20 protein-coding genes are annotated in these 20,578 nt (G+C 60.2%); 14 read left to right on the top strand and 6 right to left on the bottom strand.

Annotated elements, in window-relative coordinates:
* The first annotated feature begins 43 nt into the window (after window positions 1–43).
* Window positions 44–1,054, top strand: a complete 1,011-nt coding sequence (bmt, locus tag GGQ68_RS15235; protein ID WP_183967458.1) for a betaine--homocysteine S-methyltransferase — start codon at window positions 44–46, stop codon at window positions 1,052–1,054.
* A 22-nt stretch (window positions 1,055–1,076) separates the two neighbouring features.
* Here the strand turns inward: bmt and GGQ68_RS15230 are convergent, their stop codons facing one another.
* On the bottom strand, window positions 1,077–2,162 hold the full coding sequence (locus GGQ68_RS15230; RefSeq protein ID WP_183967456.1) for a PA0069 family radical SAM protein: 1,086 nt from the start codon (window positions 2,160–2,162) through the stop codon (window positions 1,077–1,079).
* A gap of 171 nt (window positions 2,163–2,333) precedes the next feature.
* Between GGQ68_RS15230 and GGQ68_RS15225 the strand changes: the two genes are divergently transcribed.
* The 3 genes from GGQ68_RS15225 to GGQ68_RS15215 all read left to right on the top strand — a co-directional run bounded on the left by GGQ68_RS15225 (window position 2,334) and on the right by GGQ68_RS15215 (window position 3,961).
* Entirely contained in the window at window positions 2,334–3,038 is a 705-nt protein-coding gene (locus GGQ68_RS15225; RefSeq protein ID WP_183967454.1) for a corrinoid protein, read from the top strand.
* 112 nt (window positions 3,039–3,150) lie between these two features.
* Window positions 3,151–3,324 carry a hypothetical protein gene (locus GGQ68_RS15220; protein ID WP_183967452.1) on the top strand — a complete coding sequence of 58 codons (174 nt, stop codon included), beginning with the start codon at window positions 3,151–3,153 and terminating at the stop codon, window positions 3,322–3,324.
* A complete protein-coding gene (locus GGQ68_RS15215) occupies window positions 3,305–3,961 on the top strand; it encodes a DUF1638 domain-containing protein (RefSeq protein ID WP_183967450.1) in 657 nt (218 codons plus the stop codon). The genes GGQ68_RS15220 and GGQ68_RS15215 overlap by 20 nt, the downstream gene beginning before the upstream one ends.
* Here GGQ68_RS15215 and GGQ68_RS15210 read toward each other — a convergent pair.
* Window positions 3,958–5,403, bottom strand: coding sequence for a divergent polysaccharide deacetylase family protein (locus GGQ68_RS15210; protein ID WP_183967448.1), 1,446 nt, complete (start codon window positions 5,401–5,403; stop codon window positions 3,958–3,960). The genes GGQ68_RS15215 and GGQ68_RS15210 overlap by 4 nt on opposite strands.
* Before the next feature lie 172 nt (window positions 5,404–5,575).
* On the opposite strand from GGQ68_RS15210, the gene GGQ68_RS15205 reads away from it, so the two are divergent.
* From GGQ68_RS15205 to lexA, 8 genes are all read left to right on the top strand, one after another.
* Window positions 5,576–6,157 (top strand): anthranilate synthase component II, encoded by a 582-nt coding sequence (locus GGQ68_RS15205; protein WP_183967446.1) that lies wholly within the window; start codon window positions 5,576–5,578, stop codon window positions 6,155–6,157.
* Entirely contained in the window at window positions 6,154–7,170 is a 1,017-nt protein-coding gene (gene trpD / locus GGQ68_RS15200) for an anthranilate phosphoribosyltransferase (protein ID WP_183967444.1), read from the top strand. Before GGQ68_RS15205 ends, trpD begins: the two co-directional genes overlap by 4 nt.
* On the top strand, window positions 7,167–7,811 hold the full coding sequence (locus tag GGQ68_RS15195) for a uracil-DNA glycosylase (protein ID WP_183967442.1): 645 nt from the start codon (window positions 7,167–7,169) through the stop codon (window positions 7,809–7,811). Before trpD ends, GGQ68_RS15195 begins: the two co-directional genes overlap by 4 nt.
* Complete coding sequence (gene trpC, locus GGQ68_RS15190; RefSeq protein WP_183967440.1) at window positions 7,808–8,611, top strand: indole-3-glycerol phosphate synthase TrpC; 804 nt, start codon at window positions 7,808–7,810, stop codon at window positions 8,609–8,611. Before GGQ68_RS15195 ends, trpC begins: the two co-directional genes overlap by 4 nt.
* A complete protein-coding gene (moaC, locus tag GGQ68_RS15185) occupies window positions 8,608–9,084 on the top strand; it encodes a cyclic pyranopterin monophosphate synthase MoaC (RefSeq protein ID WP_183967438.1) in 477 nt (158 codons plus the stop codon). The genes trpC and moaC overlap by 4 nt, the downstream gene beginning before the upstream one ends.
* 2 nt (window positions 9,085–9,086) lie before the next feature.
* Window positions 9,087–9,989, top strand: a complete 903-nt coding sequence (locus GGQ68_RS15180) for a GIY-YIG nuclease family protein (RefSeq protein WP_183967436.1) — start codon at window positions 9,087–9,089, stop codon at window positions 9,987–9,989.
* Complete coding sequence (locus tag GGQ68_RS15175) at window positions 9,986–11,161, top strand: molybdopterin molybdotransferase MoeA (RefSeq protein ID WP_183967434.1); 1,176 nt, start codon at window positions 9,986–9,988, stop codon at window positions 11,159–11,161. Before GGQ68_RS15180 ends, GGQ68_RS15175 begins: the two co-directional genes overlap by 4 nt.
* A gap of 99 nt (window positions 11,162–11,260) precedes the next feature.
* Window positions 11,261–11,956, top strand: a complete 696-nt coding sequence (lexA, locus tag GGQ68_RS15170; RefSeq protein WP_183967432.1) for a transcriptional repressor LexA — start codon at window positions 11,261–11,263, stop codon at window positions 11,954–11,956.
* Here lexA and GGQ68_RS15165 read toward each other — a convergent pair.
* Window positions 11,950–14,043, bottom strand: coding sequence for a ComEC/Rec2 family competence protein (locus GGQ68_RS15165; protein ID WP_183967430.1), 2,094 nt, complete (start codon window positions 14,041–14,043; stop codon window positions 11,950–11,952). The two genes, lexA and GGQ68_RS15165, sit on opposite strands and share 7 nt — an antisense overlap.
* A gap of 90 nt (window positions 14,044–14,133) precedes the next feature.
* Between GGQ68_RS15165 and gltX the strand changes: the two genes are divergently transcribed.
* Together gltX and gltA are read left to right on the top strand one after the other, a co-directional pair.
* A complete protein-coding gene (gene gltX / locus GGQ68_RS15160) occupies window positions 14,134–15,540 on the top strand; it encodes a glutamate--tRNA ligase (protein ID WP_183967428.1) in 1,407 nt (468 codons plus the stop codon).
* Window positions 15,541–15,623: 83 nt separating this feature from the next.
* Window positions 15,624–16,919, top strand: coding sequence for a citrate synthase (gltA, locus tag GGQ68_RS15155; RefSeq protein ID WP_183967427.1), 1,296 nt, complete (start codon window positions 15,624–15,626; stop codon window positions 16,917–16,919).
* A gap of 249 nt (window positions 16,920–17,168) precedes the next feature.
* On the opposite strand, the gene GGQ68_RS15150 is transcribed toward gltA, so the two are convergent.
* From GGQ68_RS15150 to GGQ68_RS15140, 3 genes are all read right to left on the bottom strand, one after another.
* On the bottom strand, window positions 17,169–17,945 hold the full coding sequence (locus GGQ68_RS15150; RefSeq protein WP_183967426.1) for an enoyl-CoA hydratase-related protein: 777 nt from the start codon (window positions 17,943–17,945) through the stop codon (window positions 17,169–17,171).
* 130 nt (window positions 17,946–18,075) lie between these two features.
* Complete coding sequence (locus tag GGQ68_RS15145; protein ID WP_183967425.1) at window positions 18,076–18,543, bottom strand: cytochrome c-type biogenesis protein; 468 nt, start codon at window positions 18,541–18,543, stop codon at window positions 18,076–18,078.
* The gene (locus GGQ68_RS15140; RefSeq protein WP_183967424.1) at window positions 18,540–20,516 is read right to left on the bottom strand and encodes a heme lyase CcmF/NrfE family subunit; all 1,977 of its coding nucleotides are present in this window, start codon (window positions 20,514–20,516) and stop codon (window positions 18,540–18,542) included. Before GGQ68_RS15140 ends, GGQ68_RS15145 begins: the two co-directional genes overlap by 4 nt.
* Window positions 20,517–20,578 lie beyond the last annotated feature (62 nt).

The following is a 20,578-nucleotide window of genomic DNA, read 5'->3' as shown; positions in this document are numbered from 1 at the left end:
CGATGTGGAACACGACTTGTCAAAGCCCCGAGGAGCCTTTCACATGACCAATGCACTGTCCCGTGCTCTCGAAACCCGCGACTGGCTGCTGGCCGATGGCGCAACCGGCACCAATCTGTTCAACATGGGGCTGCAATCTGGCGATGCGCCGGAGTTCTGGAATGAAAACGAGCCGGAGAAAATCCGTACACTTTATCGCAACGCAGTGGAGGCCGGGTCAGATCTTTTCCTGACAAACTCCTTTGGTGCAAATGCCTCGCGGCTGAAACTGCACGACGCGGGCCATCGCGCCTACGAGCTGTCCAAGATTGCCGCCGAATTGGGACGCGAAGTGGCCGATGCCGCAGGCCGTGAGGTCATCGTCGCGGGCTCCGTCGGGCCGACGGGCGAAATCATGGGGGCCGCCGGATCGCTCGGCCACGCCGACGCGGTTGCGATGTTCGAAGAAACCGCAAAAGGCCTGATGGACGGCGGCGCTGATGTGCTCTGGGTCGAAACCATTTCCGCCCCCGAGGAATACAAAGCTGCCGCCGAAGCCTTCAACAATATCGGAGCGCCATGGTGTGGAACCATGTCCTTTGACACTGCAGGCCGTACAATGATGGGTATGACGGCCCCTGCGATGGTTGAGATGGTCGAAGGATTGCCGACACCGCCCATTGCCTTCGGTGCCAACTGCGGCGTCGGCGCGTCCGATCTGATGCGCACCGTTTTGGGCTTCACCGCCACCGGAACGAAACGCCCCCTGATCGCAAAGGGCAATGCTGGCATACCGAAATATGTCGATGGTCATATCCATTACGACGGAACGCCAGAACTGATGGCCGAATACGCCTGCCTCGCGCGGGATTCCGGTGTCAGTATCATCGGCGGCTGCTGCGGCACCCTGCCCGAGCACCTCAAAGCCATGCGTGAAGCGTTGGAAACGCGCCCACGTGGCGCGGCTCCCTCGTTGGAAGATATCTCTGAAAAGCTTGGCGGTTTCTCCTCAGACAGTGACGGCACTGGCGAGCCGACCAAAACGCGCGAGCGTCGCGGCCGTCGTCGCAGTTAAACGAGACGTGGACCCAAGGCGCTCAGAAGAGTTTCAACTGATCACCTTCCCTGGGCGGCACTCGAAACAGGTCGCAGCGCAGCGCTGGCTGTGCCTCATCCAGACCAAGCGCCCGAGTCACACGACGAAATCTCTGCGCGATCAACTCTGCGTAAACGCCCTCACCTTTCATCCGGTGGAACCACTTCGCCGAATAGACTTCACCCCCGTGCATGTCCCTGACATGCCCCATCACGCGCTTAGCACGGTCCGGATAATGCTCCTCCAGCCACGTCTGCCACAGATCAGCGACCTCGCGCGGCAACCGCAGCATGATATAGCTGGCGGAGGTCGCCCCGGCGTCCGCTCCGGCTTCAAGGATATGCTCCAACTCAGGATCAGTGAGCGCGGGCACCAATGGCGAGGCCATCACCCGCACCGGAATGGCAGCCCCCACCAACGCCCGGATTGTCGCCAGACGGCGCGCGGGCGCGGGGCAGCGCGGCTCCATCCGACGCGACAGATCCGGGTCCAGCGAGGTGACCGAAATGCCAACACGCAGCAAACCCTCTGCCGCCATGGGCGCAAGAATATCCAGATCCCGTTCGATCAGCGTGCCTTTGGTGACGATGGCGACCGGATGGCGAAAATCCCGCAGAACCTCAAGGCAGGCTCGCATCACACCCTCGTCCCGCTCGACCGGCTGGTAGGGGTCCGTGTTCGTACCGATGGCCAGAGGTGCGACGCTGTAGCGCTTGGCCGACAGTTCTCGCGCCAAGACTTCCGGCGCGTTTCGACGGGCGGTCAGCTTGGTTTCGAAATCCAACCCCGGCGAGAGTCCCATGTAGGCATGTGTCGGCCGGGCAAAGCAGTAGATGCAGCCATGCTCGCAGCCCCGATAAGGGTTCAGCGAACGGTCAAATGGAAGATCCGGCGAGCGGACGTAGTTGATGATTGTCCGCGCCTGTTCGGGTCTGACTTCAGTGCGCAGCACACGCTGCTCTTCGGGGATATCCCAACCGTCACTGCAACCTATACGGCTAAACCGTTCGAATCGACCGGTTTCGCGGGTGGCTGCCCCCCTGCCGCGCCGTTGCTCGGGCGCTATGATCCTCTCTTCATGGTCCACTCTGTAAAACTAGAACATAAATGGAACATTTACAATCTCTGCCTAATCTCCGTGCACAAAGTCGGATTGGCCTTGTCCCATGTCGCAATCTGCCAATTGAGGCAGGGGAAAAATGACAACTAATCGCAGAACAGGTCTATGACCGCTGCGCCCGCAGAAAGGAAACGCACAATGTCCGACGAAGAAGACGACATCATCCTCTCCGAACTCGATGACGAGGAGCTTGTCCAACAGATGTTCGACGATCTCTACGACGGTCTCAAGGAAGAGATCGAAGAAGCGGTCAACATCCTGCTGGAGCGCGGCTGGCAACCTTATGACATCCTGACCAAGGCCTTGGTCGGAGGCATGACGATCGTCGGTCACGACTTCCGCGACGGGATCCTTTTTGTTCCCGAGGTGCTGCTGGCCGCCAATGCGATGAAAGGTGGCATGCACATCCTCAAGCCGCTGTTGGCAGAGACCGGCGCGCCCAAACAGGGCAAGATGGTCATCGGCACCGTGAAGGGCGATATTCACGACATTGGTAAAAACCTCGTCTCCATGATGATGGAAGGCGCCGGGTTCGAGGTCGTCGACCTTGGGATCAACAACCCCGTTGAAAACTACCTTGAGGCCATCGCCAAGGAGGAGGCAGACATTCTCGGCATGTCCGCGCTGCTCACCACCACCATGCCGTATATGAAGGTCGTTATCGACACGATGATCGCGCAAGGTATCCGCGATGACTACATCGTGCTGGTCGGCGGCGCACCGCTGAACGAGGAGTTTGGCAAGGCAATCGGCGCCGACGCGTATTGTCGCGATGCCGCCGTGGCCGTTGAAACGGCCAAGGAGTACATTTCCCGCAAGCACAACCAGATGGCCGCGGGCTGACGCTCCTTCGCCATGACGTCGCGGAAAATCATTACAAAAGGTCCCTTTTCGGCTTAGGGACCTTTTCCTTTTTCCACCTTTGCACCATACTCTTCAACAAGAGGAGAACGGTATGCCTGTCACGTCTTTCGCCCTTCTGGTCCTGTCGGCCTTGGTTGCGCTTGTTCTTGCGCTCTGGGCGCTATCGAGCTGGGGTGCGTTAACTGTACTTGGTGTGATCCTTGGACTGGTGCTTTTCGGCCTGTGGGCCGCGGCTCCGATGCCAAATGACGACAGCACAACATAGCCCGCTTCCCACCGACAGCACCCTGACGACCCAAGGAATGGCACCCTCTGGCGATGGGCGCGTTCTTCTCATCGCATGCGGCGCCTTGGCACGAGAAGTCGTGGCCTTGGTACGTATGAACGGCTGGTCTCAGGTCGACTTAACGTGTTTGCCAGCCATTCTGCACAATCATCCCGAGAAAATTACTGATGCGGTGCGCGATGCCGTGGCGCGCCACAGAGGTAACTATCGTCGTGTGGCCATTGTCTACGCCGACTGCGGCACAGGCGGGCTGCTTGAGCAGGCCTGCAATGAGATGGGCGTCGAAATGGTTCCCGGCCCACATTGTTATGCCTTCTTTGACGGGCTCCACCGCTTCGCCGCCCGCGAAGAACTTACTGCGTTTTACCTTACCGATTTCCTGACCCGACAATTCGACGCTTTTGTTTGGAAACCATTGGGTTTGGACCGCCATCCAGAGCTTTTGGATATGTACTTCGGCCACTACGAGACGCTGGTTTACCTGGCACAAACCGACGACCCGGTCTTGACCGCCAGCGCCCGACAGGCCGCAGATCGAATGGGCTTAGCGTTCGAGCGGCGCTTTACTGGATACGGGGAGCTCGCAACCACTCTGGAACGCTGGGCAGTGTGTTAATTTGAAGATACGTTCTTGACGGATTCTTGCAGGATCGTTGAGATCGGCACCAAAGTGATCGTGTTACCGCGATCCTGAAGGCCCCAAAGCAAAAGCGCAGACACGGTATCGGCCCGGATACGGCCTAGCATAACAGCCTCACCTTCCTGCCGGGCACGAAACGACGCCTGATCCAAGGTGCGTCGGATCAGCGCCTGATCCTGCCCCTCTCCGTCCAGATCACGGAACAAAGAAGCAGAAGGCACTCCTTCCTTAGCCGCCAATTTCTGCGCAGTGTTCAGTCCATTCTGCTCCATGACCAAACCGTGGCCAGACGCACCTAAAAAAGCCGCGGCCTGAGACGCAATAGCTCGGCTGCTCTGCAAGCCCCCCGAAGGCCCTTCAAGCACGCCGACCGCTTCAGGCACAGTATCGAGCAATCCTGCCAAGGTCACCTCAACATCGGATGGCTGAGCGCCATCAGGCATATCGGCCAACGCGAGAACCTCGAAACCACGTTCGCGGTAGCCCCGTGCTGCCTCCGCAGGGTTCGGGTGCGCCGGGTCGATGGCAAACGTCACCGGAAAGGGGAATGTCTCCAATTCGGGCGGGCCCATAGGACCGCTGCCGTCGTCGATCAAGACGATCGCCATGCGCGGGACGCCATCCTCAGGCTTGAAAGGCACCGAGAATTTTACCAACGGGCTATCATTGGACAAGGCGCCAAACGCCGCAGGTTCACCAGTATCCGGTGCTTCGTCCTTTTCAGAGGAAGACGTCACAGCGGGCAACCGACCTTGCGGCACTGCCGGGTCACGCTCTGTCAAAGACGCGGCGGGCTTTCCGATGCGTGGCCGATCAGAAACCTCGTTCACCGCAGCGCGTGGCGCATCCTCGGGAGCGGGTTCCGGAGCAAGCGCTGGCGCCTCTACACTGGGTGCGTTGTCAGCCTCCGCGTCGGGCCCGACAGGTGGCGTGTCAAGCTCAACCACCTGAACCGTTTCCGGGGCCTCTTTCGAGGTTTCCACTGGTGCGCTTTCCTCTGCGGCGTTGGGTTCCACGTCGGCTGAGGGCATGTTTGGCACGACTTCCAGATTATCTTGCACAGTAGGCGCATCATCCCCTGTCACAACCATGGCCACATCGTCGCCGATGGGTTCGACCTGCGCAAGCGCCTCAGGGGTATCGCTGACCTCAGGCACAGGCGTCTGCGCCGCCGGCTTTGGCGTTTCGTCTCGCGACATCTCTCGCATGCTCTCAGGATCTACCGCCTCGGGAGCATTGTCCTCATTTACGGTGATCTGGACCGGTCGGACGCTTTCCGGGTCAGCCACGTCCGGAGCTTCGGTGACCACATCTGGCCCCGACGGGACAGAGCGATCGACCATCAGAGACAGTGCGCCGGCCCCCGCTGTGGTCACCACTGTTCCCCAGATCACACCTGCCAGAAATCCGCGTGCCATACCCTGTGCTCCCTACCGCTCGTTCACTTTGGCGCTGCGTGAACAGGTTTCGGCTTCGTCGTCCGTCCCTGGTCCGCCCCGGTGACACTTGACCTCCCAAGCGCCGCCTGCGCATGTATACCGCGACCGGGGGCCTGCCCGCCAGCCCCAGTTCCTCTGAGAAAGGCTCATCATGCTGCTTCTGATCGATAATTACGACAGCTTCACCTACAACCTCGTGCATTTCCTTGGAGAGCTGGGAGCAGAGGTTCAAGTCTGGCGCAATGACGCGATCGATGTGCAGCAAGCGATCGCCATGAAACCCGCAGGCATCGTACTGTCACCCGGGCCAGGCACTCCCTCGCAGTCAGGCATCTGTTGCGCCCTTACAGAGGCTGCCGCAGAAACAGGCACTCCGCTCTTTGGGGTCTGCCTCGGCCATCAGACAATAGGCCAGGTTTTTGGTGGGACTGTGCAGCGACATACCGAAATCGTGCATGGAAAGATGGGCGCAATCCAACACGCTGGAAAATCCGTGTTCAAAGGCCTTCCTTCGCCCCTGCAAGCGACCCGCTATCACAGCCTCGTAGTGGACCGCGCGTCCCTGCCCGAAGACCTCGAAGTCACCGCAGAACTTGAGGATGGCACGATCATGGGTCTGCAACACAAGAGCTTGCCAATTCATGGGGTACAATTTCACCCCGAGAGCATCGCATCGGAGCACGGTCACGCCATGCTCCAGAATTTCCTCGATATCCTGAAGGTGCCCGCATGAGTGACGCCATGAAGCCCATGATCTACGCTGCCTCCGAAGGCCCGCTAAGCCGCGCTCAAGCCGAAGCCGCATTCAACCTGTTATTCGACGGAGAGGCGACGCCCTCGCAAATCGGCGGCTTGCTCATGGCCATGCGCGCGCGTGGCGAATCCGTATCTGAATATGCTGCCGCGGCTTCTGTCATGCGCGCGAAGTGTACACCGATTACGGCGCCTGACGGCGCGATGGACATCGTCGGCACTGGCGGCGATGGCAAAGGTACCCTGAACATTTCCACTGCGACGGCCTTCGTTGTGGCCGCCGCGGGCGTGCCTGTGGCCAAGCACGGCAACCGCAACCTATCGTCCAAATCCGGCTCTGCTGATGTGTTGAGCGAATTCGGCATCGAGATCATGTTGCCCGCCGATAAAGTCCAGAGTGTGATCGACACCTGTGGCATGGCCTTCATGATGGCGCCAATGCACCACCCTGCGATGAAGCATGTCATGCCCACGCGCACGGAACTCGGCTGCAAAACGATCTTCAACATTCTTGGGCCACTGACAAACCCCGCAGGTGTCAAGCGTCAGCTGACCGGCGCTTTCGCCATCGACTTGATCTTTCCCATGGCGGAAACGCTGCAACAGCTCGGGTCCGATCGGGCGTGGCTTGTGCACGGCTCCGACGGTACGGACGAGATCACCATTTGCGGGCCGACGTCGGTGGCCGCGCTGGAAGACGGGCTGATCAAGTCGTTGGAAATCCACCCCGAAGACGCCGGTCTGCCAACGCACCCATTCTCGGCAATCCTTGGCGGAACGCCCGCCGAGAACGGCAAAGCCATGCGCGCGCTATTTGAGGGGGAGAAATCTGCCTACCGCGACGCCGTGCTTTTCAACACAGCCGCCGCGCTGATAATTGCTCAGAAAGCGTCCAGCCTGCGCGAGGGCGTGGAAATCGCCGCCGAAGCCGTAGACAGTGGGGCAGCACTGGCCAAAGCCGAGGCGCTGGCGAAGGCCACGCAGGGAGCATGAGACCCCCTGCCGATTGGCAGAATCTGCCATTTTTCGAGCATGATCTGCCCCGGATCGAAGGCACTCTCGTCGATGAAGCCAATATTCTGCCGCCTGCGGACCAACGGTTCGCTGCCCTTGACGCCTGCCCGCCAGAGCAAACTCGCGTCGTCATCCTTGGCCAGGATCCATATCCCACGCCGGGTCACGCCCATGGCTTTGCCTTCTCGGTAGAGCCTGAGGTCCCACTGCCGCGCTCCCTGAGTAATATTTTCAAAGAGATGGACGCGGACATCGGGGCGCATCCAGCGACAGGAGATTTGCGCCATTGGGCCGCGCAAGGTGTGCTTTTGTTGAACACTTCGCTCACCGTTCCGGCTGGACAGGCAGGCGCGCACGCGAAATTGGGGTGGTCCGCCTTGACCGCACAAGTTCTTGCCAGCCTGTCGGATCGACCGCGCGCTTTTTTGCTCTGGGGCAAGCATGCGCAATCGTTTGCCCATCATATCGAGGGCGATAATCACTTGATTCTGGCGACGGCCCATCCTTCTCCGCTGTCGGCGCGACGCGGTTTTTTCGGCTCCCGCCCCTTTTCGCGCATCAACGACTGGCTTATGACCCAAGGCCAACCCCAAATTGATTGGACCGGAGAGGTGCCATGACCAAAACGATCCTCGACAAAATCAAAGCCTACAAGCTGGAGGAAATCGCCGCCGACAAGGTCGCGAAATCCCTCAGCGACGTCGAAGAAGAGGCACGCGCCGCCGCCCCTGTTCGACCCTTTGCAAACGCGCTGACCAAGGCTGCAACCGCAGGATACGGGCTGATCGCGGAGGTCAAGAAAGCCTCCCCCTCCAAAGGTTTGATCCGCGACGATTTCGAGCCGGCGACGTTGGCGCAGGCCTATGAGGCAGGTGGCGCGTCCTGTCTTTCAGTGCTGACGGACACACCTTCGTTCCAAGGCGCCAAGGATTTCCTCGTACGGGCCCGCGCCGCGACCTCGCTTCCCGCGCTGCGCAAGGATTTCATGTACGACACATATCAAGTGGCCGAAGCCCGCGCGCTCAACGCCGACTGCATCCTGATCATCATGGCTTCAGTGTCTGACACTCAGGCCGCCGAACTGGAGGCCGCCGCCTTCGAATGGGGTATGGATGCTCTGATCGAAGTGCACGACGGCCCTGAACTGGACCGCGCCATGACCCTGAAATCCCCGCTGATCGGCGTGAACAATCGCAATCTCAAAACGTTTGAGACCACGCTGGACACCACGCGCGAGTTGTCAAAACGTGTGCCTGACGGCCGTTTTTTAGTTTCTGAATCCGGGCTGAATACGCCCGCAGATCTTGCTGACATGGCCAGCTACGGCGCACGCGCCTTTTTGATCGGGGAAAGCCTCATGCGGCAAGAGAACGTGCAGGAAGCGACGAAAACCTTGCTTAAAGATCCTGTGCTCGCATGAGTGAACTGACCCATTTTGACGCCTCCGGCGCGGCGCACATGGTCGACGTCTCGGACAAAGCCGTAACCTCACGCGTTGCCACAGCGGCTGGTTGGGTCAAGATGGCGCAAGAGACCTTCGATATGATCACTTCCGGTGAAGCCAAGAAAGGCGATGTGATTGGCGTCGCCCGTTTGGCGGGGATCATGGGGGCGAAAAAGACCCCCGATCTGATCCCGCTCTGTCACCCGCTGCCGGTCACAAAAGTCTCCGTTGACCTGACCCCCGACCCCGACCTTCCCGGCCTGCGGATCGAGGCCACCGTAAAAACGACAGGTCAAACCGGCGTCGAGATGGAGGCGCTCACCGCAGTCTCCACCTGTGCGCTGACGGTTTACGACATGGTGAAGGCCGCGGACAAGGGCATGGAAATCGGCGGCATCCACGTGACCCTCAAAGACGGCGGGAAATCAGGGCGCTACGAGGCCGGCTAAGCATGAGTACCGGCCGCTCCCTTGAATTGTATTTTGTTGATGGCAGGCCCGATGGGATGCTGACTGCAGAAGTCTTCAATTGGACCGGCCATGTGCTCAGGATCCCCAAGGTCCAACTGACCAAAGGTTTAGCGCGCCCGGAAGCACGACAAACCGGCGTCTATATCCTGTCCGGCGAAAATCAAGATGGCCCACTCGCCTATATCGGCGAAGCCGAGGACATGGCGAGCCGGTTGAAAGACCACGCTGCCAAAAAGGATTGGTGGGACACAGCGGTTCTCATCACCACAGCGGGAGACGCCCTGCACAAGGCGCACGTCAAATATCTTGAAAGCCGGCTCGTGGAAATCGCCAAGACAGCAGATCAGTGCTATTTGGAAAATGGAAATATACCGCCTCGTTCCAGTTTGAACGAAGCAGCCACAGCAAACATGGAGAGTTTTCTCGACACTTTACAGATGGTGCTACCAGCGATCCGGCTGGACCTTTTTCAAAGCCCGCGACGCACGCCACCTCCAAAGGCCATAGACACCGCAGAAGAAACACTTTCCCTGATCCTGACCTCCCCCGCAAAAGGGTTGACCGCACGTGCTCGATTGGTCGACGGAGAGGTCATCGTCGCGGCCGGATCGCAAATGGTGACAGACTGGGTGGGCAGTCGCAAGCACAGCGTCGGCTATCAAAAACGACACGCTGACCTGATCGGTTCAGATGTTGTGAGCCTGGGCAGCCCGCTCTCTTCCCTTCGAACAAACTACGCCTTCTCCAGCCTGTCCACCGCAGCGGCAGTCATACCGGGCCGGTCCTCTAACGGGCGGACCGAATGGAAGCTACCAGACGGTCGCAGCTTCGCTGAGTGGGAAGACGCAAAACTCTCGGCTATCACACGTGGAGCCCCATCATGATCACAGTCACAGAGGCCCTCGATCAGCTGTTCGCCCTTGCCAGACCCACCGGCGTGGAGAAGGTTCCGCTGATAGAGGCCGCCGGTCGCATCCTCGCGCGCCCTATGTCGGCGCGCCGGACGCAGCCACCCTTCGCGTCCTCCGCCATGGATGGCTACGCAGTGGCCTCCGCGGCCCCGGGGGATCGGTTGACAGTGATCGGTGAAAGCGCGGCAGGCCATCGATTTGACCGGCCCGTCGTACCCGGCGAGGCGGTGCGCATTTTCACTGGAGCGCCTGTGCCCGCCGGTGCAATCCGCGTCGTCATCCAAGAGGATGTCACCCGGCAGGACAGCACCATCCTGATCGGTGATCGCCTCGATTCCGGTGACAATATTCGGCCTGCGGGCGGTGACTTTGCCGAAGGTGCCCAATTTGATGCGCCACGCAAACTCTCCGCCAGTGACATTGCTCTTCTGGCGTCTATGAACATTGCCCGCGTTCCCGTGGCACGGCGCCCGAAGGTCGCTCTCATTTCCACGGGTGACGAATTGGTCATGCCGGGCGAGACGCCAGGCCCGGACCAGATCATTGCGTCCAATACCTTTGGCCTTCACGCGTTGCTTTCCAGCGAAGGCGCGAACCCGCGTTTGCTGCCTATCGCGCGGGACAATGCAACCTCTCTGAAACACGCCTTCAGCCTTGTGGATGACGCCGACCTCGTGATCACCATCGGCGGCGCCTCGGTGGGCGACCATGATCTGGTCGCGCCTGTGGCTGAGGAATTAGGCATGCAGCGGGCCTTTCACAAGGTTGCCATGCGTCCCGGTAAGCCGCTGATGTCTGGTCGCCTCTCGGGCGAACGCGGGGCCATGATGATCGGTCTGCCGGGCAACCCGGTCTCCGCCATGGTCTGCGGCCATGTGTTCGTCCTCCCTGTCGTGCGCGTGATGCTGGGCCTGCCGCCGGTTGCCGCGCCGCGTCTGCGGGCACCACTGGCGCGAGAACTTGGCCAAAACGGCCCACGCGAACACTACATGCGCGCCACCTTGACGGAGGAAGGGCTGACCGCCTTTGATCGCCAGGATTCAAGCCTACTGAGTGTTTTGGGACAAGCCAACGCGCTGCTTGTGCGCCCTCCGCATGATCCCGCACGCGCCAAAAATGAAGTCGTAGACTACTTGCCATTGTAGTTTGCCAACGCAGCGCAGTTGACACAAAACAAGAACAGGCGTAGAACAAACCACGACACCTGCCGATCATTCGGGCAGCGACTGTTCACGGGGGCGCATATGCTGACTAAGAAACAACTCGATTTGTTGAACTTCATCAACAAACGGATGCAACGAGACGGCGTGCCGCCTTCCTTTGACGAAATGAAAGACGCGCTGGATCTGCGTTCCAAGTCTGGCATCCACAGGTTGATCACAGCGCTCGAAGAACGTGGATTTATCCGGCGCCTCGCGCATCGCGCCCGCGCCATCGAAATCGTAAAACTTCCCGAAAGCCTTGGCGGACAGCCTTTGGGCTTCTCGCCACAGGTGATTGATGGCGACCGCCCGGATCGCATTCCAGGCGCCGCAGTTGAGGTGTCGTCGTCCGGTGTCGCCGAATTGCCAATCATGGGCCGTATCGCTGCAGGTGTGCCCATCGAATCGATCAATGAACAGCCAGTTGGGATTGCGGTGCCCGGTTCGATGCTGAAGGGCAACGGCCATCACTACGCGCTTGAGGTGAAAGGCGATTCAATGATCGAGGCCGGCATCAATGACGGTGACGTCGTGGTGATCCGTGAAACCTCTGACGCGGAAGAAGGCGACATAGTCGTCGCGCAGATCGAAGGCTACGAAGCAACGCTGAAACGCTTCCGCCGCAAGGGCAACATGATTATGCTCGAAGCCGCGAACCCCGCCTACGAGCCGCGCATTCTGCCAAGCGGCGATGTCAGCATCCAAGGTCGTCTGGTCGGGTTGATCCGGACTTATTGATCGATCCTCGCACGGCGCAAGGCACCGTCGTCGACGGCGCGCTTTTTCGGAATGTCGTGCCATAGCCTGTCGCCAGAGACGTCGCTCGCCGTGACCATCTCAAGGCCGTTTTCGGTTTTCCAGAATGCGATAGACCCTGTGCGTTTCAAACGCTCTGGGTCGAAGATCATACAATCGCCCTCCAGCGACAGCGGTACACTGGATACAACGATTTTGCCGGCTTCACATCCGCTGATCTGCCGCGCCGCGCGCTTTCCTTGAACGTGCAAAATTTGCCTGCCAAAGACAGATGCCTCTGCGAGACGGGACTGCACCGCACCCGGCCATCTCGCGGCCGCCCGCATCTGATCGCCGCCAAAACCATCGTTTTCCAACCAATTGTCCGCAATGAATCCTGAGCCAGTCTCTCGTGACAGGCCCCGTCCTTGCGCTGTCATAACGCCCACGAGCGTTCCTGTGTCCGAAATCAGGATCTCTGGTCGCGCCGCGCCGTTCCACAATAACATCCCGAGTAGCAAAGGCAAAACGCCAGCCAAGCGCCCCCATCCACGCCAAAGACACAGGATCAAACCGCCCGTTGCGATGATCACAAGGACCCCTGTTCCCGGTGCGACGACCGGGCGTACCGCGCCCTCCCACTGCGCAACGTGCTGCGCCACCAGCAAAATCCAGTCCAATCCCAAACCCATCCCCCATAGTGGCGCCCACTCCAACCCGAGCGGCATCAGCAAGACCGCGACAACTCCAAATGGGACCACCAAGGCCCCCATCACCGGCACAGACACCAGGTTGGCCAACAGTCCGTAGACCGATGCCTGGTTGAAATGCGCCATACCCACCGGCGCCGTGGCGGCACCCGCAACGGCGGAGGAAATTATGACAGAAAGCACCGCCGAGACCCAGCCCGGCAAACGGTGGCCGCGTTGCGCAGTCGTGACCTGCTCAAAGGCTGCCACCAGCGCGACGGTGGCGGCAAAGCTCATTTGAAATCCCGGTCCCAAAAGGGCTTCCGGCATAAAGACCAAGACAATCAATGCGGCCATCGCGACAGAGCGCAGCGAGAGGGCACGTCGGTCGAGCATCAGTGCCGTCAGGGCAGCGGCCACCATGATAAAAGCACGTTCGGTTGCGACGTTGCCCCCTGACAGCGCCAAGTAGCCGGCCGCTGCGCCCAAGGCGCCCACCGCTGCGAGCTTTTTCACCGGCCAATAATGCCGGCACCGGGGAACCAACAGCAGGCCAATCCGCAACGACGCAAAAGCAAACCCCGCAAGCAACCCCATATGCAGTCCGGAAATTGCCAGCAAATGCGCCAGATTGGTGTCTCTCAATGTGCTGAGCGTGCCCTGCGCCATGCCTGAGCGGTCTCCGCTCATGACGGCAGCCGCAAACGCTCCGGTCTCTCCCGGTAGCTGATCCTGAACCCGCGCCGACAAAGACATACGCGCCCTAAACACGGTCAGGCCCGACCCTTGTGGCTCCAACATCAACACAGGCGTCCGGGTATATCCCACAGCACCAAGTCTCAGAAACCAGGCATGGCGCCGAAAATCAAAACCACCCGGCTCGACCGCGCCCCCGGGGGGGCCAAGGTGCCCGGTCAGGATCACCACCATCCCCGGCTGCGGAGAGATGTTCGGCCCCCCGTGCAAAGACACTCGAACCCTGACGGGAACACGCGCCGGGTCCATATCCTGCAAAACCACCTGATCCAGCGTAAGCCGCACTGCGTCAGACGCGGATCGGTCAATATTTACGACGCGGCCCTCGATTGGACCATAATATCGGAAGTGCAAAACCGGTCCGGCGACTTGGTGCGCACGCAACCCCGCCAATCCAAAGCCCCCGCTGATGAGACTCAGCGCCACCACGAGCGGCCCAAGAACAGGCTGTGGACCGATCAGCGCCTGCGCTGGCACGAACACCACAGCCAGCAGCGCGGTCCACAGCATCCAGACCGGCGGCTCCCATGTCAGGGAGAAATAGATGCCGATCCCACAGGCCAGCAGAACAGGCGTCCATGCGAACAAATGCCCACGCTGACCGCCCAGCAAAGCTTGCGGCAGATCCAGCAGGTAACGCACCATGACACCGGCCCTCCGCTTGCCCCGATGCGCGGGGCTGGGTATGGAACCATCAAAGGCTACCTTGCCACCGTTAGAAAAAGGTTAACCAAGATGACCCAAGTCGTGACCCGCTTTGCGCCCTCGCCCACCGGCTTTCTGCACATTGGCGGCGCGCGCACCGCCCTGTTCAACTGGCTCTACGCACGTGGGCGTGGCGGAAAGTTTCTGCTGCGGATCGAAGACACGGACCGAGCCCGCTCCACTCCAGAGGCAACGGAAGCGATTCTGAAAGGTCTCGATTGGCTCGGCCTTGACCATGACGGAGAGGTTGTCAGCCAATTCGACCGCGCCGACCGCCATGCCGAAGTGGCGCACGCGCTGCTCGCCAAGGGCGCGGCCTACAAATGCTTTTCCACGCAGGAAGAAATCGAAGCCTTCCGCGAAGCGGCCCGTGCCGACGGGCGTTCGACCCTGTTTCAAAGCCCGTGGCGCGATGCTGATCCCGCGACCCAACCGGATGCGCCCTACGTCGTGCGCTTAAAGACCCCAAAAGACGGGGAAACGACCATAAACGACGAAGTTCAGGGCAAGGTGGTGATCCGCAATGACCAGCTGGACGACATGGTGCTGCTGCGCTCTGATGGGACGCCGGTCTACATGCTTGCAGTGGTTGTGGACGACCATGACATGGGCGTGACGCATGTCATCCGTGGGGATGACCACCTCAACAATGCAGCGCGCCAGATGGGCATCTACACCGCTATGGCGTGGGACCTGCCCACCTACGCGCATATCCCGCTGATCCATGGACCCGATGGCAAAAAGCTGTCCAAACGCCATGGCGCACTTGGCGCGGATGAGTATCAAAAGATGGGCTATCCGGCCGCAGGTATGCGTAACTATCTTGCGCGCCTGGGATGGAGCCACGGTGATGACGAATTTTTCACCGATGCACAGGCAAAAGAGTGGTTCGATCTCAACGGAATCGGCAAGTCGCCCGCACGGTTTGATTTCAAGAAACTGGAAAACCTGTGCGGCCAGCATATCGCCGTGGCTGAGGATGCCGCGCTGCTGCAAGAAATAGAGGAATTTCTTGCTGCTTCCGGTGGCATTGCGTTGACACAGGCGCAGCGCGACGGTCTGGGACGCGGCATGTACTGCCTGAAGGAGCGCGCGAAATCCTTCCCGGAACTTCTTGAAAAAGGTCACTTTATCTTAACTGAGACCCCGGTAGAAGCCGACGAGAAGGCCGCGAAAGCGCTTGACGCTGTATCCCGTGGTATACTGGGCAAGTTGACGCCGCATCTGCATAATGCTAGTTGGACGCGAGAAGAATTGGAGGCGGCGATGACCCGCTTCTGCGACGAACAGGGGACCAAATTCGGCAAGCTTGCAGCGCCTATGCGGGCCGCTCTCGCTGGTCGGGCCGTGACACCCTCCGTCTACGATATGATGCTGGTACTGGGCCGCGACGAAAGCCTCGCGCGTCTGTCCCAAGCGGCCGAGATCCCTGCCTGACCGGCACGGCTCGGTCATGTGCGATGACCTGTCGGGCCGCGCGGCAGCGGCCCGGCCCCACCGATTCAGGAAGGATGACAAGCATGGCTGAGACCCCCAAAAGCGCAACACTCACGATCGACGGCCAAAGCTACGATCTGCCGATCCACACGCCCACGGCAGGCCCGGACGTCATCGACATCCGCAAGCTCTACGGCCAGGCGGGCGTGTTCACCTACGATCCCGGCTTCACCTCCACCGCGTCGTGCGATTCCACGATCACATTCATCGACGGTGACAAGGGGGAGCTGTTGCATCGCGGCTATCCGATCGACCAACTGGCCGAGAAATCGCACTATCTCGAAGTCTGCTTCTTGCTGCTCTACGGCTACCTGCCGACCTCCGATGAATTGGAAAGCTTCGAAAGCACGATCACACGCCACACCATGATCCACGAACAGATGGTGTATTTCTTCCGTGGCTTCCGCCGCGATGCGCACCCGATGGCGACTATGGTGGGCGTGGTCGGCGCGATGGCGGCCTTCTACCACGATTCCACCGACATCTCGGACCCGCGCCAGCGCGAAATTGCATCGCACCGTTTGATCGCCAAGATGCCGACGATCGCAGCTTGGGCCTACAAGTACTCCATCGGCCAGCCGTTTGTGTATCCGCGCAATGATCTGACCTATGCCGAGAACTTCCTGCACATGTGCTTTGCCGTGCCAGCGGAGCAGTACAACGTGAACCCGGTCTTGGCGCGCGCCATGGACCGCATTTTCACGCTGCACGCCGACCATGAGCAGAACGCCTCGACCTCGACCGTGCGTCTTGCGTCTTCCTCTGGTGCAAACCCGTTCGCATGTATCGCCGCTGGCATCGCCTGCCTTTGGGGTCCGGCGCATGGCGGTGCGAACCAGGCGTGCCTCGAAATGCTCAAGGAAATCGGGTCTCCCGAAAACATTCCGGAGTACATCGCCCGCGCCAAGGACAAGAATGATCCGTTCCGCCTGATGGGCTTCGGTCACCGGGTCTACAAGAACTTCGACCCGCGCGCGAAGGTCATGAAGCAGTCCGCAGACGAGGTGCTCGACCTGCTGGGCGTGGAAAACAACCCCGTGCTTGCAACTGCGAAAGCATTGGAAGAGGCCGCTCTCGCGGACCCCTACTTTGCAGACAAGAAGCTGTTCCCGAACGTGGACTTCTACTCGGGTATCATCCTCGAAGCGATGGGCTTCCCGACCTCGATGTTCACGCCGATCTTTGCACTTTCGCGCACCGTTGGCTGGGTGTCGCAGTGGAAAGAGCAGCTGAACGATCCGCAGATGAAGATCGGTCGCCCGCGCCAATTGTACCAAGGCGAAACAGAGCGCGACTATGTAGATATCGAAAACCGCTGATCGTTGGAACGGCGTTGCTTTGAAGGCCCCTGGTGCTCTGCACCGGGGGCTTTTTTGGTCAGGTATCACCTGATCCATCCAATGATTTTAATTGAAGTTCTTCCGCAGAACTTCAGCCTTTAGAAGTCGGTTTTCGGAAAATGCGGGCCTTGGATGCCTCGGCAGCGTCATTCAGACAACCGCCAAGGGTTACAGCAAAGAACGGACCGATATCGGTCCGCCCCTTCGCACGACTGCGAAGTCTGGCGCTCAGCGTCCCTCGTATACTGGCGGGCGCTTTTCCATAAAGGCAACGACGCCTTCCTTGAAATCGCGCGTCTTGCCGCATTCACCCTGCAGTTTCGCTTCCACGCCAAGCTGCGCCTCGAGGGTATTGTCCTGTGCCGCAAACATCGCTTGCTTGATCCGAGCATAGGCCATCGTCGGCCCATTCGCCAAATGCGCCGCGCGTTTGCCAACGTGCGCGCGGAACGCCTCATCCGGGACGTGCTCCCAGATCATGCCCCAGGCATCCGCCTGCGCGGCTGATATCCGGTCCGCGAAAAGCGCCGCGCCCATGGCCTTTGCCATCCCCATCTGCCGAGGCAAAAACCACGTGCCGCCTGCGTCCGGGATCAAGCCAATCTGCGTAAATGCCTGCATGAAAAAAGCGCTTTCCGTGGCAATGACCACGTCAGCTGATAGCGCAAGGTTCGCCCCGGCCCCGGCCGCCGGACCATTCACGGCGCAAATTGTTGGGACAGGGCAGTCGTAAATCGCCTTCAGCATCGGCACGTATTCATCGCGCAAAACACGCTCCAGATCGAGGTTCGCAGCGGTTTCGCGGTCGCCCAAATCCTGGCCGGAACAAAAGGCCCGCCCCTCCCCGGTCAGCACCACAACGCGCGCCTCGCGTCCGCCGCGGGCCACGGCATCGGTGATCTCCGCCCGCATCTGCGTGTTGAGCGCGTTCATCTTGTCGGGCCGGTTGAGCGTCACAGTGGCGATATTCTCCGCCACCTCGTAGGTGATGGTGTCGTAGATCATGGGGTCTCCTCTCCCGCGCGTAGGCGCCGCGCTTTGGCGCTATGAAACACCGCACAGACACCGGGAGCAATGTGAAACCCTGCCCCGCTACGCTACGTCCAAAGCGCAGCCATGCGCTCGTTTCAGAGGTTCACCTCTTGAGCAACGCGTCGAGACGCTCTTGTTCATCGGCGCTCAGCCGCTCCGCCGGGGCGACCGCCTTTGAACGCCGGCGCACGTACACTGCGCCTAACACAACGGCGATGAGGAACATCCCCGGACCAGCCGCCCAGAGCAGCCAATTCCAGCCCCCTGTGGTGGGCTTGAGCAGAACGAATTCGCCGTACCGGGCCACGATGTACTCGACCACCTCCGGATTTGTGTCGCCAGCCACCAGCCGCTCACGCACAAGCAGCCGCAGATCTTTCGCGAGCGAGGCATTGCTCTCGTCGATGCTTTCGTTCTGACAAACAAGGCAGCGCAGCCCAGCAGAGATCTCACGGGCCCGCGATTCCATAGCGGGGTCGTCGAGGACTTCGTCTGGCTGAACCGCCAAGGCAAGCGTCGCCACCAGCGAAAACACCAGCGTCAAAACACCTTGGCGCAAAAAGCCCGTCATTCTGCAGGGACCCCTTGCACAGATGCTGTCTTGCGCGCGCCAGCGGCCACACGATACCTGCGGTCAGACAAGCTCAAAAGTCCGCCAAGGGCCATCAGGATACATCCGCCCCAGACCCAGTTGGCCAGCGGTTTGATATAAATACGCATGACCCATCCGCCGTTCGGCTGTGCATCCCCCACAACAACGTAAACATCGCGCAAAAACCGATAGTCGATCGCTGCTTCTGTGGTGGGCATCTGCTGCACCGGATAGACGCGCTTTTCCGGGTAAAGATGCGCGATTTCACTGCCATCCCCACCCGCGGGACGCACGGAAACCTCTCCGCGCGTCGCGGTGTAGTTCGGACCCTGCTCGCGTGTCACGTCAAGCAATTCGAATTCGAACTTGCCCACCTGCCAGGGCGCCCCAATCTGCACGGTGCGGATGTCTTCCTGTTCCCACGCCATCAGGCCCGCGATACCAAGCATCGTGATCCCGAGCCCCGAATGCGCGACAGTCTTGCCCCAATCCGCGCGCGGCAGCCGCAGCAGTCGGGTCAGATCGCGATTGCGACCGGTCCGTGTCCAAAGATCGGTCAAGGCTCCGGCGATCAACCATGTGCCCAGAAACACGCCAATCGGGCCAAGCATCGACCGCTCTGTCTGCATCGTCCAGACAAGACCGGCCAACGCCAAAGCAAGGATCAGCGCAGGTACCAGTTGTCGCGCCACGCGCGACAGCGATCCGCGCTTCCAGGCCAGCATTGATCCAAGCGGCAAAACCAACCCGAGCAAAACCATGAAGGGGGTGAAGGCCATCTCGAAAAATGGCGGCCCCACTGACAACTTCCGGTCAAAGGCCATCTCCGCCACCAGCGGCCATATCGTGCCGACAAACACCACGAAAGACGCCACCGCCAGAAGGATGTTGTTCACAACCAGCGCGGATTCGCGGGACACCACGCCAAAGACGCCCTTGGCCTCCATCGCGCTGGCCCGTGCTGCAAACAGCGTCAGCGCCCCGCCGGTAAAGAACACGAGGATCATCAGGATAAAGACGCCCCGCTCCGGGTCGTTGGCAAAGGCGTGAACCGATGTCAGAAGGCCGGAGCGCACGATAAACGTCCCGATCAGCGAGAAGCCAAAGGCCAGGATGGCCAGCAAGATGGTCCAGCTTTTCAGTGCCTCGCGCTTTTCCACCACGATGGCAGAGTGCAGCAGCGCGGCAGCAAAGAGCCACGGCATGAAGGAGGCATTTTCCACGGGATCCCAGAACCAGAAACCGCCCCAGCCAAGCTCATAGTAGGCCCACCAGGACCCAAGCGCGATGCCAATGGTCAAGAAGATCCAGGCCGCCAGCGTCCACGGGCGCACCCACCGGCCCCACGCCGCGTCTACGCGACCTTCAATCAGGGCGGCGACGGCAAAGCTGAAGCAGATGCTCAGGCCCACATAGCCGAGGTACAGGAACGGTGGGTGAAATGCCAAACCGGGGTCTTGCAGCAACGGGTTGAGATCCTGCCCGTCCATCGGAGGTATCGCCATGCGCAGAAACGGGTTGGAGGTGAACAGGATGAATGCATAAAACGCCGTCGCCACAAGCGACTGAACCGCCAGAACGCGCGCGCGCAACGTGGGCGGCAGATTGCCACCGAACCATGCAGCCATCGCGCCAAACAGGGCCAGGATCAACACCCAAAGCAGCATCGATCCTTCGTGATTCCCCCAAACGCCTGAGATCTTGTAGAGCATCGGTTTGGCCGAGTGAGAATTCAGCACCACCAGCCGCAAAGAGAAGTCAGATACCACGAACGCATAGGTCAGCGCCGCAAAAGCCCCCAGAACAAGCACGAATTGCGCTGTCGCGGCGGGTTCTGCGACGGACATCCATCCCGGCCATCGTTTGTGCGCACCGATCAGCGGCACGACCGCCTGAACGATTGAAACGAGAAAGGCGAGGATAAGGGCGAAGTGGCCGAGTTCTGCTATCATATGCAGCGTTATAGATAACAGGTGCATTTCGGCCAATGGAAATCGCCACCGCCGGGTGTTCA

It is taken from the genome of Sagittula marina (assembly GCF_014196795.1).
Classification (GTDB): domain Bacteria; phylum Pseudomonadota; class Alphaproteobacteria; order Rhodobacterales; family Rhodobacteraceae; genus Sagittula; species Sagittula marina.
This window is presented reverse-complemented; position numbering and strand designations above follow the sequence as displayed.

What these genes read in the sequence shown, in the direction of transcription:
- trpD (WP_183967444.1), top strand. Translation starts at nt 6,154, where the DNA reads ATGAGTGACGCCATGAAGCCCATGATCTACGCTGCCTCCGAAGGCCCG.
- GGQ68_RS15195 (WP_183967442.1), top strand. Translation starts at nt 7,167, where the DNA reads ATGAGACCCCCTGCCGATTGGCAGAATCTGCCATTTTTCGAGCATGAT.
- GGQ68_RS15175 (WP_183967434.1), top strand. Translation starts at nt 9,986, where the DNA reads ATGATCACAGTCACAGAGGCCCTCGATCAGCTGTTCGCCCTTGCCAGA.
- GGQ68_RS15140 (WP_183967424.1), bottom strand. Translation starts at nt 20,516, where the DNA reads ATGATAGCAGAACTCGGCCACTTCGCCCTTATCCTCGCCTTTCTCGTT.
- GGQ68_RS15165 (WP_183967430.1), bottom strand. Translation starts at nt 14,043, where the DNA reads ATGGTGCGTTACCTGCTGGATCTGCCGCAAGCTTTGCTGGGCGGTCAG.
- gltA (WP_183967427.1), top strand. Translation starts at nt 15,624, where the DNA reads ATGGCTGAGACCCCCAAAAGCGCAACACTCACGATCGACGGCCAAAGC.
- GGQ68_RS15210 (WP_183967448.1), bottom strand. Translation starts at nt 5,403, where the DNA reads ATGGCACGCGGATTTCTGGCAGGTGTGATCTGGGGAACAGTGGTGACC.
- gltX (WP_183967428.1), top strand. Translation starts at nt 14,134, where the DNA reads ATGACCCAAGTCGTGACCCGCTTTGCGCCCTCGCCCACCGGCTTTCTG.
- GGQ68_RS15180 (WP_183967436.1), top strand. Translation starts at nt 9,087, where the DNA reads ATGAGTACCGGCCGCTCCCTTGAATTGTATTTTGTTGATGGCAGGCCC.
- bmt (WP_183967458.1), top strand. Translation starts at nt 44, where the DNA reads ATGACCAATGCACTGTCCCGTGCTCTCGAAACCCGCGACTGGCTGCTG.
- GGQ68_RS15220 (WP_183967452.1), top strand. Translation starts at nt 3,151, where the DNA reads ATGCCTGTCACGTCTTTCGCCCTTCTGGTCCTGTCGGCCTTGGTTGCG.
- GGQ68_RS15215 (WP_183967450.1), top strand. Translation starts at nt 3,305, where the DNA reads ATGACGACAGCACAACATAGCCCGCTTCCCACCGACAGCACCCTGACG.
- trpC (WP_183967440.1), top strand. Translation starts at nt 7,808, where the DNA reads ATGACCAAAACGATCCTCGACAAAATCAAAGCCTACAAGCTGGAGGAA.
- lexA (WP_183967432.1), top strand. Translation starts at nt 11,261, where the DNA reads ATGCTGACTAAGAAACAACTCGATTTGTTGAACTTCATCAACAAACGG.
- GGQ68_RS15150 (WP_183967426.1), bottom strand. Translation starts at nt 17,945, where the DNA reads ATGATCTACGACACCATCACCTACGAGGTGGCGGAGAATATCGCCACT.
- moaC (WP_183967438.1), top strand. Translation starts at nt 8,608, where the DNA reads ATGAGTGAACTGACCCATTTTGACGCCTCCGGCGCGGCGCACATGGTC.
- GGQ68_RS15145 (WP_183967425.1), bottom strand. Translation starts at nt 18,543, where the DNA reads ATGACGGGCTTTTTGCGCCAAGGTGTTTTGACGCTGGTGTTTTCGCTG.
- GGQ68_RS15205 (WP_183967446.1), top strand. Translation starts at nt 5,576, where the DNA reads ATGCTGCTTCTGATCGATAATTACGACAGCTTCACCTACAACCTCGTG.
- GGQ68_RS15225 (WP_183967454.1), top strand. Translation starts at nt 2,334, where the DNA reads ATGTCCGACGAAGAAGACGACATCATCCTCTCCGAACTCGATGACGAG.